The sequence below is a fragment of the Cupriavidus sp. R6-3 genome (assembly GCF_059772245.1).
This window is the reverse complement of record NZ_JCBAJO010000131.1, coordinates 1-13,662: the sequence shown is the minus strand read 5'-3', so window position 1 is coordinate 13,662 and position 13,662 is coordinate 1. Positions and strand designations below refer to the sequence as shown.

General features: G+C 66.9%; 11 protein-coding genes. 4 read left to right on the top strand and 7 right to left on the bottom strand.

The window, feature by feature from the left end:
- Nucleotides 1-430 precede the first annotated feature (430 nt).
- The 3 genes from AC6EI8_RS17845 to AC6EI8_RS17835 all read left to right on the top strand — a co-directional run bounded on the left by AC6EI8_RS17845 (nucleotide 431) and on the right by AC6EI8_RS17835 (nucleotide 3,485).
- Nucleotides 431-1,108: a glutathione peroxidase gene (locus AC6EI8_RS17845; protein ID WP_498382522.1), complete on the top strand. Its 678-nt coding sequence runs from the start codon at nucleotides 431-433 to the stop codon at nucleotides 1,106-1,108.
- A gap of 66 nt (nucleotides 1,109-1,174) precedes the next feature.
- Nucleotides 1,175-2,026, top strand: coding sequence for a fumarylacetoacetate hydrolase family protein (locus AC6EI8_RS17840; RefSeq protein WP_498382521.1), 852 nt, complete (start codon nucleotides 1,175-1,177; stop codon nucleotides 2,024-2,026).
- A gap of 229 nt (nucleotides 2,027-2,255) precedes the next feature.
- Complete coding sequence (locus AC6EI8_RS17835; RefSeq protein ID WP_149317399.1) at nucleotides 2,256-3,485, top strand: M20 aminoacylase family protein; 1,230 nt, start codon at nucleotides 2,256-2,258, stop codon at nucleotides 3,483-3,485.
- A gap of 43 nt (nucleotides 3,486-3,528) precedes the next feature.
- Here AC6EI8_RS17835 and AC6EI8_RS17830 read toward each other — a convergent pair whose 3' ends face one another.
- Nucleotides 3,529-4,275 carry an AraC family transcriptional regulator gene (locus tag AC6EI8_RS17830; protein ID WP_498382520.1) on the bottom strand — a complete coding sequence of 249 codons (747 nt, stop codon included), beginning with the start codon at nucleotides 4,273-4,275 and terminating at the stop codon, nucleotides 3,529-3,531.
- 318 nt (nucleotides 4,276-4,593) lie between these two features.
- Here AC6EI8_RS17830 and AC6EI8_RS17825 point away from each other — a divergent pair, with 318 nt between their 5' ends.
- The gene (locus tag AC6EI8_RS17825; protein WP_498382519.1) at nucleotides 4,594-5,877 is read left to right on the top strand and encodes an MFS transporter; all 1,284 of its coding nucleotides are present in this window, start codon (nucleotides 4,594-4,596) and stop codon (nucleotides 5,875-5,877) included.
- Here the strand turns inward: AC6EI8_RS17825 and AC6EI8_RS17820 are convergent.
- The 6 genes from AC6EI8_RS17820 to AC6EI8_RS17795 form a co-directional block, all read right to left on the bottom strand.
- A complete protein-coding gene (locus tag AC6EI8_RS17820) occupies nucleotides 5,814-6,695 on the bottom strand; it encodes a DUF72 domain-containing protein (protein WP_149317402.1) in 882 nt (293 codons plus the stop codon). The genes AC6EI8_RS17825 and AC6EI8_RS17820 overlap by 64 nt on opposite strands.
- A 25-nt stretch (nucleotides 6,696-6,720) precedes the next feature.
- Nucleotides 6,721-7,053, bottom strand: coding sequence for a nucleotide pyrophosphohydrolase (locus AC6EI8_RS17815; RefSeq protein ID WP_149317403.1), 333 nt, complete (start codon nucleotides 7,051-7,053; stop codon nucleotides 6,721-6,723).
- A gap of 34 nt (nucleotides 7,054-7,087) precedes the next feature.
- The gene (locus AC6EI8_RS17810) at nucleotides 7,088-7,528 is read right to left on the bottom strand and encodes a virulence RhuM family protein (protein ID WP_498382518.1); all 441 of its coding nucleotides are present in this window, start codon (nucleotides 7,526-7,528) and stop codon (nucleotides 7,088-7,090) included.
- A gap of 472 nt (nucleotides 7,529-8,000) precedes the next feature.
- Nucleotides 8,001-8,735 (bottom strand): NYN domain-containing protein, encoded by a 735-nt coding sequence (locus AC6EI8_RS17805; RefSeq protein ID WP_150083200.1) that lies wholly within the window; start codon nucleotides 8,733-8,735, stop codon nucleotides 8,001-8,003.
- Nucleotides 8,736-8,947: 212 nt separating this feature from the next.
- The gene (locus AC6EI8_RS17800; RefSeq protein WP_265633030.1) at nucleotides 8,948-10,423 is read right to left on the bottom strand and encodes an efflux transporter outer membrane subunit; all 1,476 of its coding nucleotides are present in this window, start codon (nucleotides 10,421-10,423) and stop codon (nucleotides 8,948-8,950) included.
- A 1-nt stretch (nucleotide 10,424) separates the two neighbouring features.
- Complete coding sequence (locus AC6EI8_RS17795; RefSeq protein WP_149317406.1) at nucleotides 10,425-13,577, bottom strand: efflux RND transporter permease subunit; 3,153 nt, start codon at nucleotides 13,575-13,577, stop codon at nucleotides 10,425-10,427.
- Nucleotides 13,578-13,662 lie beyond the last annotated feature (85 nt).

Below are 13,662 nucleotides of genomic sequence, written 5' to 3'. Positions count from 1 at the left end.
CACTGGATCTTCGCGACCGGCGCCGCGGCCGCGCTGCTGGCGCTCGGCCTGGTCCGGCGGACGCCCGACGTCGAGCTGCGCGGCGCCGTGTCGGACCACGTCAAGCCGCTGGCGATGGAATAAATGGCGCCGGCCAACCGCACGCCGGTTGGCCCCTTCGCCCTCCGCCCTCCGCCCTCCGCCCTCCGCCTTTCGCCCTTCGCCCTCCGCCCTTCGCCCTTCGCCCTTCGCCCTTCGCCCTTCGCCCTCCGCCCTTCGCCCTTCGCCCTTCGCCCTTCGCCCCTTCGCCCCTTTGCCCTTCGCCCTCCGCCCTTCGCCCTTCGCCCCTTCGCCCCTTCGGCCCTTCCGCCCTTGGCCCATTCGCCTCGTAGCGCCCTCGCCGGCGTAGACTACGGGTCACCGTTCGCACCGTTCGCCGGAGATCGACGCCATGACCCGCTTCCCTGCCTTCTCGAGCCAGCCGCCACGCCGCGGCCGCGCTGCCTTGCGCTGGGCCGTCGCGCTCGCGCTGTCCGCGCCGCTCGCCCAAGCCGCCGGTGAACCAGGCGCGAACCGCCCTGCCGGCGCCGCCCCGGCGACATCCCAGGCATCGTCGGCCAGCTGTCCGGCCACGCTGAATTTCCGTTTCCCGCGGCTGCAGGACGAGGCCGAACAGAACCTGTGCCAGTACGCCGGCAAGGTCGTGCTGGTCGTCAATACCGCCAGCTATTGCGGCTTCACGCCGCAGTACGAAGGCCTGGAGGCGCTCTACGCCAAATACCGCGAGCGCGGCCTGGTGGTGCTGGGCTTCCCGTCCAACGACTTTTCGCAGGAGCCGGGTTCGGAAAAGGAGATCGCCGACTTCTGCTTCAACACCTACGGCGTCAAGTTTCCGATGCTGGCCAAGACGCACGTGCGCGGCGACCAGGCCAATCCGATGTATGCGCGGCTCGCCAGGGAAAGCGGCACGGCGCCCAAATGGAATTTCCACAAGTACCTGATCGACCGCGACGGGCGCGTGGTTGCCAGCTATCAAAGCTCGGTGAAACCGTCGGACCGGCAACTGGTCTCGCGCATCGAGCAATTGCTGGCCGCACCGCGCCAGGCGAATGCGGCGGCGGCAAATTGATCGGCTGAAGAATGGCCGAACCGTCTGAAGATCTGCAGAACACCACCAAGCAAAACGAGGAGAACGATGAAGCTGGTACGAATTGGCAGCGCCGGCGCCGAGCGGCCGGGACTGATCGATGCGCAAGGCCGCGTGCGCGATCTGTCGGCAGTGGTCGGCGATATCGACGCGCGCACGCTGGCGCCGAACGCCCTGGCCGAACTGGCGGCGCTGGACCCCACCGCCCTGCCCCTGGCCGAAGCCGAGCGTTTCGGCACGCCATGGACCGGGATCGGCAAGATCGTCGCCATCGGGCTGAACTACGCCGACCACGCGGCCGAGGCCAACATGCCGATCCCCTCTGAGCCGATCGTGTTCCTGAAGGCCACCAGTTCGCTGAACGGCCCGAACGATCCCGTGATGCTGCCGCGCGATTCGGTCAAGACCGACTGGGAGGTCGAACTCGGCGTGGTGATCGGCACGCGCGCGCAGGACGTGCCGGCGGCCTCCGCGCTCGATCACGTAGCGGGCTACTGCGTCGTCAACGACGTCTCCGAGCGCGAATTCCAGATCGAGCGCGGCGGTACCTGGGACAAGGGCAAGGGCTGCGACACCTTCTGCCCGGTGGGTCCGTGGCTGGTCACGCGCGACGAGGTCCCCGATCCGCAGGCGTTGTCGCTGTGGCTCGACGTCAATGGCAAACGGATGCAAAGCGGCACCACCGCGACGATGGTGTTCGATGTCGCCACGCTGGTCAGCTACGTCAGCCGCTTCATGACGCTGCATCCCGGCGACCTGATCTGCACGGGCACGCCGCCGGGCGTCGGCATGGGCCTCAAGCCGCCGCGTTTTCTGCGGGCCGGCGACACCATGCGGCTTGGCATCGAGGGATTGGGCGAGCAGACGCAGCGCGTGCTGCCCTACTCGCGCTCGGTGTGATGGCGAACTGAACGGGCGCTGCATAGGCGCTGAACAGGCGCTGAACGGGAGGGGACTCTGATCCCATCGAGGCGATCGAGTTCCCCCAACCCTGCGCGCGTCATGGTGGACCGTACCCCGTTAGCAACAGTTCTGAAAACAAATGCGGCGCAAAGAGCGAATCGCATAGGCACTCGCGATCCTAAGTGGAATACTGTGCTTCATGGACTAAGCCAGTACGAGCGCCGTCATGTCAGAAGTTGATCCCCCCATTCTTGTGTCCCGCCTCGGAGCCGATCTCACCCCGGCTTATTGCGAGTTGTCCGATACCCTGGACAGCCGCGCCGAACTCGAGGCGATTCGCCGCACCATCCACCAACACCCCGAACTCGGATTCGAAGAGCACCGCACCGCCGAACTGGTGGCGCAGCGCCTCGAGCGCTGGGGCTATGCGGTGACACGCGGGGTCGGCGGCACGGGCGTGGTCGGCACGCTGCGCAACGGCGACAGCGGGCGCAGCGTCGGCATCCGCGCCGACATGGACGCGCTGCCGATTCTGGAATCGACCGGCCTGCCGTATGCCAGCGTCCATTGCGGCAAGATGCACGCGTGCGGCCACGACGGCCATACCGCGATCCTGCTGGGCGCCGCACGCCAGCTGGCGCGGACGCGCAATTTCGACGGCACCGTCCATCTGATCTTCCAGCCCGCCGAGGAAATCGGCGCGGGCGCCAGCGGCGCGCAGCGGATGCTGGCCGACGGCCTGTTCGAACGCTTCCCCTGCGATGCGATCTTCGGCCTGCACAACCATCCGGGCGTGCCGGCCGGCACCTTCATGTTCCGCGCCGGTCCGATGATGGCGGCCTGCGATACCGTAACGATTACGATTCGCGGCAAGGGCGGCCATGCCGCGCGGCCGCACCAGTCGATCGATCCGATCCTGGTCGCCGGCAGCCTGGTGATGGCACTGCAGACCATCGTGTCGCGCAATATCGATCCGAACGAAACCGCGGTGGTCACGATTGGCTCGCTGCATGCCGGCCACGCGCCCAACGTGATTCCCGAAAGCGCCAAGCTCGAATTGAGCGTCCGTTCGTTCAGCCCCGAGGTGCGCACCACGCTCGAATCCCGCATCCGCCAGCTGGTGACCTCGCACGTCGAGGGCTATGGCGCCGCGGTCGATCTCGATTACCGCCCGGGCTATCCGGTGGTGGTCAACAGCGAAGCCGAGACCGAGTTCGCGCGCCAGGTCGCCGAGGAGCTGGTCGGGCCGGACAAGGTCGTGGGCCAGATTCCGCTGATCTCGGGCAGCGAGGACTTCGCCTATTTCCTGCAACAGCGCCCCGGCTGCTTCGTGCGCCTGGGCAATGGCGCCGGCCGTCCGCTGCTGCATAACCCCGCCTACGATTTCAACGACGACAACCTGACCGTGGGCGCGGCGTACTGGACGCGACTGGTCGAGCGCTATCTGGCCGCCTGACCGGCGGGCTCTCCAGGCAACTCCATCCAAAAGGCAAACCCGCTCAGCGAAAGAACGCGCTGGGCGGTACGCCGAACTGCCGCCGGAACATCGCCGCGAACGCGCTGGGACTCTGGTAGCCCAGTTCCAGCGCTACCTCGACGACCTTGACGCCCGCCGCGAGCCGCTCCAGCGCGGCCAGCAACCGCGCCTGCTGGCGCCACTGGCCGAACGTCATGCCGGTCTCGCGTGCGAAGCGCCGCTGCACGGTCCTGCCATCGACGCCCACTCGCCGCGCCCAGTCCGCCAGCGTCATCGGCGTGTCGGGCGCTTCCAGAATCGCGGCACAGATGCGCCGCAGCGCCGGGTCCACGGGATGGGGAAGATGCAGCGGCAGCGCGGGCAGCAGCACGACCTCGTCGAGCAGCAGCTGCATCAGGTGGCCGTCGCGCGAATCGGGCGAGTAGGGCGGAACGATGTCGATCGCGGCCAGGATCAGTTCGCGCAGCAGCGGCGAGACGCCGAGCACGGTGCAGCGCGTCGGCAATCCCGCGGCCGCGTCCGGGCGGATATACGCGGTGCGCATGCGCACCTGGCCGACCATCCGGATCCAGTGATCGGTGCCGCCCGGCACCCAGATCGCCCGCGTCGGCGGCACGATCCATTGACCCTCGTCGGTTCCCACGACCATCACGCCATGCACGGCATGCAGCAGTTGCGCGTGCGGATGCCGGTGGCGCGTGGTCAGATGGCCCGGCTGATAGTCGGCGGCCATCGCGGCCACCGGCATCGGGCCGCGGTCGTAGGCCATGTAGCGCGGCCGCGGCGAGGGCGGGGCGTCGGGTCGGGCGTCGGGTTGGTGGTCGGGTGGGGAAGCGGCATCGGCCATCTGGATCGATATCCCGAATGTGGCGAAAGCGTGGCGCATAGAGCGTGGAACAGGGCCATTATCTGTCCGTTTCGAGATGGTTGTAGTCTCAATCTCGCAGGACAGGCGCCAACACAAGGAATAGCATCACCGTGTTCGCGCGCGTGCGGCCTCGCTGCCGTGTTGCTCCCGCGTCTTGCCGACGACTTCCCGACCGCGCCCGAACGCTCCCAAGAAAAAGTCCAACCAGAGACCTTTGCCATGGCTTCGCGAATCGATTCCCTGTCTGCCGAATTGGGCAATGTGCCCGATGCCGCCGTGACACCGGCCGCGCCCGCTGCGCCGGCCACGCCGAGCGCGGCCGCTGCCGGCGCCGGCGAACGCACCGGCTTCCGCGTGCTGTCCGCCATCAGCTTCGCCCACATGCTCAACGACATGATCCAGTCGTTGATCCTGGCGATCTATCCGATGCTCAAGGGCGGCTTCAACTTGAGCTTCGTGCAGATCGGCCTGCTGACGCTGACGTACCAGATCACCGCCTCGCTGCTGCAGCCGCTGGTCGGCCTGTACACCGACAAGCATCCGAAGCCGCATTCGCTGGCGGTTGGCATGGGATTCACGCTGGCGGGATTGCTGCTGTTGTCGATTGCACCGAGCTATGGCGTGCTGCTGGTCGCCGCGGCGCTGGTCGGCACCGGCTCGTCGATCTTCCATCCGGAATCGTCGCGCGTGGCGCGCATGGCCTCGGGCGGGCGCCATGGGCTGGCGCAGTCGATCTTCCAGGTCGGCGGCAATGTCGGCAGCGCGGCCGGACCGCTGCTGGCGGCCGTGGTGGTGCACACGCAGGGCAGCATCGCCTGGCTGTCGCTGGCGGCCCTGCTGGCGATCGCGGTGCTGTGGCGCGTGGGCGGCTGGTATGGCCAGCGCCTCGCCGAGCATGCCCGCGCCGCGCGCAAGGCGATGGCCAGCGCGCCGCGGCTGCCGGGCCGTACCGTGGCGCGCGCCATGGCCGTGCTGATGGTGCTGCTGTTCTCGAAGTATTTCTATATGGCGTCGCTGGGCACCTATTACACCTTCTACCTGATGGAGCGCTTCGACGTGCCGCAGCGCTCGGCCCAGCTCTATCTGTTCGCCTTCCTGTTCGCCGTCGCGGTCGGCACCATCCTGGGCGGCCCGATCGGCGACCGCATCGGCCGCAAGCGCGTGATCTGGTTCTCGATCCTCGGCGTCGCCCCGTTCACGCTGATGCTGCCCCATGCCGACCTGTTCTGGACCGCCGCGCTGTCTCTGGTGATCGGCTTCATCCTGGCCTCGGCGTTCTCCGCGATCCTGGTGTTCGCGCAGGAACTGATCCCGGGCAAGGTCGGCATGGTGTCGGGCCTGTTCTTCGGCCTGGCCTTCGGCATGGGCGGCATCGGTGCCGCGGTGCTCGGCGGGGTCGCCGACGCGCACGGCATCGAGACGGTCTACCGCTGGTGTGCCTACTTGCCGCTGCTCGGCGTGCTGGCCGTGTTCCTGCCGGAAACCCGCACGCGCGCCTCGTAGTCCGGATCGAGGCGCGACAGCAGGGCGGTCGCGGCGGCCGGCGCGCGCTCCTTGTCGCCGTTGATGAAGAAGACGAAGACGTCGCGGCGGCTTGCCGGGGCGTCGTTGTCCTCGACCCGCGGCAGCCCCTGCGGCGCCTCGCCCCGCGCCCACGCCTGGGCATGCTCGACCCACGCGTCGAGCAATTTCGGCGCGTAGCCGTACTTGAGCTTGGCGTTGCTGCGCATCAGCCGTGCGTAGACGAAGTCCCCGGTCACATCCGCGAACGAGGGGAATTTCTCGGCATCGGTGAAGACCGTCGCCGCCTTGTAGCGGCGGGCCAGCGCCAGGAACTCGGGGCAGGCAAAGCTGGCGTGGCGCACTTCGACCACATGGCGCAGCCCGATGCCGTCGGCTTCCTGCGGCAGCAAGGCGAGAAAGGCCTCGAAATCCTCGGGATCGAACACCTTGCTCGGCGCGAACTGCCAGACGATCGGCCCGAGCTTGGCGCCCAGTTCGGTAATACCGCTGTCGATGAAGCGCTCGACCGACTCCCCGGCCTCGGCCAGCACCCGGCGGTTGGTCGCATAACGCGACGCCTTGACCGAGAAAACGAAATCGTCGGGGGTCTGCTCCTTCCACTTGATGAAGGACGCGCGTTTCTGCGTGCCGTGGTAGGTGCTGTTGATCTCGATCGCGGTCAGCCGCCGGCTGGCGAACTCGAGTTCGCGCGCCTGCGTCAGGTCCTCCGGGTAGAACGTGCCGCGCCAGGGGGCATAGGTCCAGCCGCCGATGCCGACGCGGATGGCGCCGGCCTGAGTCGATGCATTCGCTGCCATGACGATCCTCCTCCGATTTAGCGATTCACTCCGATGGCGTGATCGCGGGGTACTTGGCGGCATTGAGCGCGATCTTGTCGCGCACCGCGGCGTCGAGATCGACCTCCAGCACACTGGCCAGCTCGACCAGGTAGATCAGGATGTCGGCCAGCTCCTGCCGCACATGCTCGCGCTCGTCCGTCGCCATCACGGTGTGGGACTGCTGCTCCGTCTTCCACTGAAAGATCTCCACCAGCTCGGCCACCTCGACGCTCAGGGCCATCGACAGGTTTTTCGGCGAGTGGTACCGCGCCCAATCCCGGGCGCGGATGAAATCGTTCAGCACCTGTTGCAAACGCTCTGTTTCGATCAGCTTCATCTGCGTCCTTGCCCACGGCAGGTTGTTCGGTGGGCTACTTTACCGTGCCTGCCTCCGGCGCTGCCCGCTGCGCCGCCGGCTCGCCCGCTGACTCGCCCGCTGACTCCTCCACCGGCCCGGCCGGCTCGTTGGCGAGCACGTCGGCCGCCCATTGCGCAAAGGCCTCGCCGCGCGACGAGCCCAGCCGCACGCCGACCAGCAGCACCGCGTCGAGCGCGTAGCAGGTCGGGCCGGGCGCCACGCCATCGTCGCGCTGGGCCTCCTTACGGATCGAAGCAGAACCGAGCCGGCGCCCGCAGAAGGCGGCCTTCAATTGCCTGGCGACATCCTGCTCCGAGGTCCGGTACAGGGCCGCCATATTGTCGAGCGTCATCCACAGCTTGCCGTCGAGCACCCGGCAGGCGATGCGCGTCAACGAGTCCTCGGTCTGGTAGTAGCGCCGGTCGGCGCCGTCGGCGTTGGCATTCTCTGTCATGGTCGATGTCCCATGGTCTCCGGCGTTGAAGAACGATGTGGAGACGCAAGGTATCGCTTTCCGAAGGAGTGCACGTACAGCTGGCGCCGATCGGGCGACGCTTTTTAGTGAATTTCGCGTGAAAGCTAATGCTGCCTGCGGCCGGGAAAAGCGCGAACGAAATGGAATCGCAACGGCACCGGAAGGGAGCGGGCGAGGGGAGGGAAGGGAACCGCCGGGAAAGGCTGGGGAAGAAAAAAAGCCAACTACCAAAGGAAGGATGACGTGCGACCCAACGAGGAGCTGGGGTTGGTAGCTGGCTCCCGCAAGCGTTGACGGGCGAACCGACAAACGCGATCGTAGGTGCATCGGCCGGCCGGTTCTGTAGAAAAGCGCGCCGGGCTTTAACAGTCCGCGAGCCGCTCAGGCCACCTCCTGTCCGCTATCGATGTTTCGCCCCAGGAACAGCCCGCACATACACGGCAAAACGCAACTACGGTTGCGAAGCATCGCCCCGGCATTCGAGGACTCTCTGCCGCGGGCAAGTCGATCGCAGACCATCGATGTGCTCGTTGAGGTTTGGTGGAATGCGCTGCCACATGGGATCGAGGATGAAGTCGATTCCTTCGCGCCTGGCCTGCTTTGCCGCCGGCACGAAGTCGGCGTCGCCCGCTATCAGCACGATCTGGTCAACCTGCTTCTTGAACGCCAACGAGGACACATCGACGCCGATTCGCATGTCGACGCCTTTTTGGCGGATATCGACCATTACATCGTCGGGCGTCAGCTCGGCCATCTGCATCTTGCCGGCCAACAGGTCGGCGACCCTGGACGCCTTGATGGTCCATTGGCTGTAGGTGGAAAGATGCCCGAGCCGCAGTGCGACCTTGCGCATGCCTCGCAGATGCTCATGGAGCTGAAGCCGGAAAGCAGCCTCGGCCGACTTGGCGAAGTCGACAATTCGCTTGTTGATCGGGTTGTGCATCTTCTTTGTCAGCGGCGGACAGTCGTAGAAGAAGATGCGATACAACTCGCGACGATCCAGCCGCCGTCTCTGGCGATCCGGGAATGCATCGCCTCCAGTGCCGTTTCGACGTGGTGACAGATGGGCACATGCCCATCGATGGGCGCACTCCGCCGCCCGGCGCGCGTCATGGGCGTTCTGCGGCTCGATTGCCCGAAAGCGCTTGATGAAGAAGGCGCCGTCGATAAGGATGGCTGTCGGCATGCTGACTCCTGCGCCTGCGTTGCTACGCCAAAATGAAAAAAGCCCAGGGGTTCGGCGCGCTGCTGGATGATTGCAACGGCTTACTGCCAAGGGCTGGATGCAGGCGAATCTAGCATTGGCCAGGGTCCGGGGCAACAGCACCCGGGATGCCTGTCAGTGAAAAAAAGAAAGCGCCCGAAGGCGCTTTCCTTGTCCTGCCGGCTGCCGCGCCTTCAGCGCGCGGTGCCGTTCTGCGGCGTCGGCGCCGAGGCCACCGGGCCGGTTTCCGACAGCCCGCCGCCCAGCGCGCGATACAGGTCGATCGCATTGTTCAGCCGCAGCTGCCGCGCCTGGATCAGCGCCTGCTCGGCGGTGAACAGCTGCCGCTGCGCGTCCAGTGCCTCGATCTGCCCGGTGATGCCGCTGCGGAAGCGCAGATTGGCCAGTTCGAAGCGCGCCGCCTCGGCGTTGCGCACCTGCTCCTGGCTGCTGACCTGCTCTTCCAGCGTGCCGCGCGCGACCAGCGCGTCGGCCACCTCGCGGAAGGCCACCTGGATGGTCTTCTCGTAGTTGGCTACCTGGATGTTCTTGCGCACGTTGGCCAGATCCAGGTTCGACATGTTGCGGCCGAAGTCGAAGATCGGCAGCACCAGTTGCGGCGCGAACGACCACGCCTTGGTGCCGGCCTCGAACAGACCCGAGAAGTCGCGGCTCATGCTGCCGAGCGTGCCGGTCAGCGTGATGCGCGGGAAGAACGCGGCGCGGGCGGCGCCGATATTCGCGTTGGCCGACAGCAGTTCCTGTTCGGCCTGGCGGATATCGGGACGCTGCTCGAGCAGGTCCGAAGGCAGTCCCGGCGGGATGTCGGTGACGAAGCGTTCCTCCGACAGCGTGCGCGGCGGCGGCAGGTTCGGGATCGAACCGAGCGGCGTGCCGACCAGCACCTCCAGCGCGTTGCGTGCCTGCGCGCGCTGTCGCGCCAGCTCGGCGGCCGAGACGCGAGCCTGGGCCACCAGCGATTCGTTGTCGCGCAGGTCCAGCGCCGAGGTGGCGCCGGCCTCGAAACGCTGCTGCGCCAGGCGGAAGGTTTCCTCGCGGGTCTTCAGCGTGTTCTGCGCGATCGCGTACTGCTCGTCGTAGGCGCGCTCGGCCAGATAGGCCTTGGCCACTTCCGACACCAGCGAGATCTGCGCGGCGCGGCGCGCTTCCTCGGTGGCGAAGTACTGCGCCAGCGCGGCATTGGACAGGCTTCGCACGCGGCCGAAGAAATCGAGCTCGTACGAGGTGATCGCGCCGCCGGCCTGCCAGTACTCGGCGATATAGCCCTGGCCCAGCGGCGAGGCGGCGCCCGAGACCTGCTGGCGCGTGTAGCCGCCGGTCGCGTTGACGGTCGGCAGCAGGTCGGAGCGCTGCACCTGGTACAGCGCACGCGCTTCCTCGATGCGCAGCGCGGCGGTGCGCAGGTCGCGGTTGTTGTCCAGCGCGGTCGCGATCATCGCCTGCAGGCGCGGATCGCGGAAGAACTCGCGCCAGCCGATGTCGGCCGCGCGGCGGCTCTCGCCGGTCTTCACCTCGGACTGGCCGTAGCCTTCCGGCGCGGCCGGGAAGTCGGTTGCCACCGGCGCGGCCGGACGCTCATACCGCGGCGCCAGGGTGCAGCCGGACAGCACGCCGGCCACCAGCAGCAGCGCGGTCAGTGTTTTCGTCATGTCAGATTTCCTCCTTCGGGTCCAGCCACTTCTGGTCCAGCATGCGCTGACGCTCGCTGCCCTTGAAGCGTTTGCGGATCACCACGAAGAACACGGGCACCAGGAAGATCGCCAGCAGCGTCGCCGTGATCATCCCGCCCATCACGCCGGTACCGATGGCGCGCTGGCTGCCCGAACCGGCGCCGGTCGAAATCGCCAGCGGCAGCACGCCCAGGATGAACGCGAACGACGTCATCAGGATCGGCCGGAAGCGCAGGTGCACCGCCTCGAGCGTCGCGTCGATCAGCCCGCGTCCCTGCGCCTGCAGGTCCTTGGCGAATTCCACGATCAGAATCGCGTTCTTCGCCGACAGGCCGATGGTGGCGATCAGGCCCACCTTGAAGTAGACGTCGTTCGGCATGCCGCGCAGCGTCACGCCCAGCAGCGCGCCGAGCACGCCCAGCGGCACCACCAGCAGCACCGCGGCCGGGATCGACCAGCTCTCGTACAGCGCGGCCAGGCACAGGAACACGATGATCAGCGACAGCGTGTACAGCATCGGTTCCTGCGCGCCGGCCAGGCGCTCTTCGTACGACTGGCCCGACCACTCGAAGCCGAAGCCCGGCGGCAGCTTGGCGAACATCTCTTCCATCGCCGCCATCGCCTCGCCGGTACTGCGGCCCGGCGCGGCCTGGCCGGCCAGCTTGACGGCGGGCAGCCCGTTGTAGCGCTCCAGGCGCGGCGAGCCCATGATCCACTTCGACGTCGCGAACGCCGCGAAGGCCACCATGTCGCCGTTGCTGTTGCGCACGCGCAGCTTGGTCAGGTCGTCCGGCAGACGGCGGTCCGCCCCTTCGGCCTGGGCGATCACGCGGCGCACGCGGCCTTCGTAGATGAAGTCGTTGACGTACGAGGAGCCGAACGCGATCGACAGCGTGGAGTTGATGTCGGCGATCGACACGCCCAGCGCACGCGCTTTCTCCCGATCGATGTCGATCTGCAGCTGCGGCGCGTCTTCCTGGCCTTCCGGACGCACGCCGGCCAGCACCGGATTCTGCGCGGCCATGCCGAGCATCATGTTGCGCGCTTCCATCAGCTTGGCGTGGCCCTGGCCCGAGCGGTCCTGCAGGCGGAAGTCGAAGCCCGACGAGTTGCCCAATTCCGGAATCGCCGGCGGGTTCAGCGGGAAGATGATCGCGTCCTTGATGAACGACAGCGCGCCGAACGCCCGGCCGACCAGGGCCTGCGCGGTTTCGTCCGAGCCGCTGCGCTCCTTCCAGTCCTTGAGCCGCACGAAGGCGATACCGCCGTTCTGGCCGCGGCCGAAGAACGAGAAGCCCGCCACCGTGATCATCTGGTCGACGATCTTGCTTTCCTTCTGCAGGTAGTAGTCCTCGATCTGCTTGAGCACGCCGAGGGTGCGCTCCTGCGTTGCGCCATTGGGCAGCTGCACCACGGTGATGGTGTAGCCCTGGTCCTCGTCAGGCAGGAACGACGACGGCAGGCGCTGGAACAGCAGCACGACTGCGACGATGATCACGCCGTACAGGATCAGGTAGCGGCCGGTGCGGCCCAGGATGCGCGCCACCATGCTCTGGTAGCCCGTCGCCGCGCGCGCGAAGCTGCGGTTGAACCAGCCGAAGAAGCCCTTCTTCTCGTGGTGATGGCCCGCCTCGACCGGCTTGAGCAGCGTCGCGCACAGTGCCGGCGTCAGCGTCAGCGCCATCAGCGCCGAGAACGCCATCGAGGCGATCAGCGACAGCGAGAACTGGCGGTAGATGTTGCCCACCGAACCGGCGAAGAACGCCATCGGGATGAACACCGCGGTCAGCACCAGCGTGATGCCGACGATGGCGCCGGTGATCTGGCCCATCGCCTTGCGGGTCGCCTCGCGTGGAGACAGCCCTTCCTCGCTCATGATCCGCTCGACGTTCTCGACCACCACGATCGCGTCGTCCACCAGAATACCGATGGCCAGCACCATGCCGAACATCGTCAGCACGTTGATCGAGAAGCCGAACGCCAGCAGCATGCCGAACGTACCCAGCAGCGCGACCGGCACCACCAGCGTCGGGATGATCGTGGCGCGGAAGTTCTGCAGGAACAGGTACATCACCAGGAACACCAGCACGATCGCTTCGAGCAGGGTCTTGACCACTTCCTCGATCGAGATCTTGACGAAGGCCGAGGTGTCGTACGGAACGGTGTACTCGTAGTCCGCCGGGAAGAACTTCGACAGCTCCTCCATCTTCGCGCGCACCGCGGTGGCGGTGGACAGCGCGTTGGCGGTCGGCGCCAGCTTGATGGCGATGGCGGCCGACTGCTTGCCGTTGGTACGGGCGACGGTCGAATAGTCGGCGCCGCCCAGTTCCACGCGGCCGACGTCGCGGATGCGCACCTGCGAGCCGTCCGGATTCACGCGCAACAGGATGTTGGCGAATTCCTCTGGCGTCGACAGCCGGCTCTGCGTGGTCACCGTGGCGTTCAGCTCGGTGCCGCGCGGCGACGGCGTGCCGCCCAGCTCGCCGACGGCGACCTGGATGTTCTGCTCGGAGATCGCCGCGGTGACGTCCAGCGGGGTCAGGTTGTAGCCGGTCAGCTTGGCCGGATCCAGCCACACCCGCATCGCGTACTCGGTACCGAACAGGTCGGCCTGGCCGACGCCGGGCACACGGCGGATCGAGTCCAGCACGCTGGCCGATACGTAGTTGCCCAGCTCGATCGCGCTGGCATTGCCGGACTTGGACGTCACGGTCAGGAACATCATGTAGTTGTTCCCGGCCTTCTCGACGCGCACGCCCTGCTGGCGCACTTCCGCCGGCAGACGCGCCTCGACCCGCTTCAGGCGGTTCTGCACCTCGACCGAATTCAGGTCGACGTTGGTACCCGGCTGGAAGGCGATGGTGATGGTCGCCAGGCCGGTCGACTCACTGGTCGACTGGTAGTACATCAGCCCGGGCGCGCCATTGAGCTCCTGCTCGATCACCGAGGTGACCGAGTCTTCGAGCGTCTTGGCGGAGGCGCCGGGGTAGGTCGCCGTGACCGAGATGGTCGGCGGCGCGATATTGGGATACTGCGCGATCGGCAACTGCATGATCGACAATATCCCGCCCAGCACGATGATCAGCGCGATCACCCACGCGAACACCGGCCGGTCGATGAAAAACTTGGCCATGAGGCTGGCTCCCTGTGTATTCCGCTATCTGCTTGCGCTTGACTTGCGCTTACCGCTGGTCCCGTTGCCGGAGCCGTGCTCAGCC

Excerpts from the sequence above, each read along its gene's own strand:
- AC6EI8_RS17795 (WP_149317406.1), bottom strand. The coding sequence starts at position 13,577 with ATGGCCAAGTTTTTCATCGACCGGCCGGTGTTCGCGTGGGTGATCGCG.
- AC6EI8_RS17825 (WP_498382519.1), top strand. The coding sequence starts at position 4,594 with ATGGCTTCGCGAATCGATTCCCTGTCTGCCGAATTGGGCAATGTGCCC.
- AC6EI8_RS17845 (WP_498382522.1), top strand. The coding sequence starts at position 431 with ATGACCCGCTTCCCTGCCTTCTCGAGCCAGCCGCCACGCCGCGGCCGC.
- AC6EI8_RS17820 (WP_149317402.1), bottom strand. The coding sequence starts at position 6,695 with ATGGCAGCGAATGCATCGACTCAGGCCGGCGCCATCCGCGTCGGCATC.
- AC6EI8_RS17810 (WP_498382518.1), bottom strand. The coding sequence starts at position 7,528 with ATGACAGAGAATGCCAACGCCGACGGCGCCGACCGGCGCTACTACCAG.
- AC6EI8_RS17815 (WP_149317403.1), bottom strand. The coding sequence starts at position 7,053 with ATGAAGCTGATCGAAACAGAGCGTTTGCAACAGGTGCTGAACGATTTC.
- AC6EI8_RS17840 (WP_498382521.1), top strand. The coding sequence starts at position 1,175 with ATGAAGCTGGTACGAATTGGCAGCGCCGGCGCCGAGCGGCCGGGACTG.
- AC6EI8_RS17805 (WP_150083200.1), bottom strand. The coding sequence starts at position 8,735 with ATGCCGACAGCCATCCTTATCGACGGCGCCTTCTTCATCAAGCGCTTT.
- AC6EI8_RS17830 (WP_498382520.1), bottom strand. The coding sequence starts at position 4,275 with ATGGCCTACGACCGCGGCCCGATGCCGGTGGCCGCGATGGCCGCCGAC.
- AC6EI8_RS17835 (WP_149317399.1), top strand. The coding sequence starts at position 2,256 with ATGTCAGAAGTTGATCCCCCCATTCTTGTGTCCCGCCTCGGAGCCGAT.
- AC6EI8_RS17800 (WP_265633030.1), bottom strand. The coding sequence starts at position 10,423 with ATGACGAAAACACTGACCGCGCTGCTGCTGGTGGCCGGCGTGCTGTCC.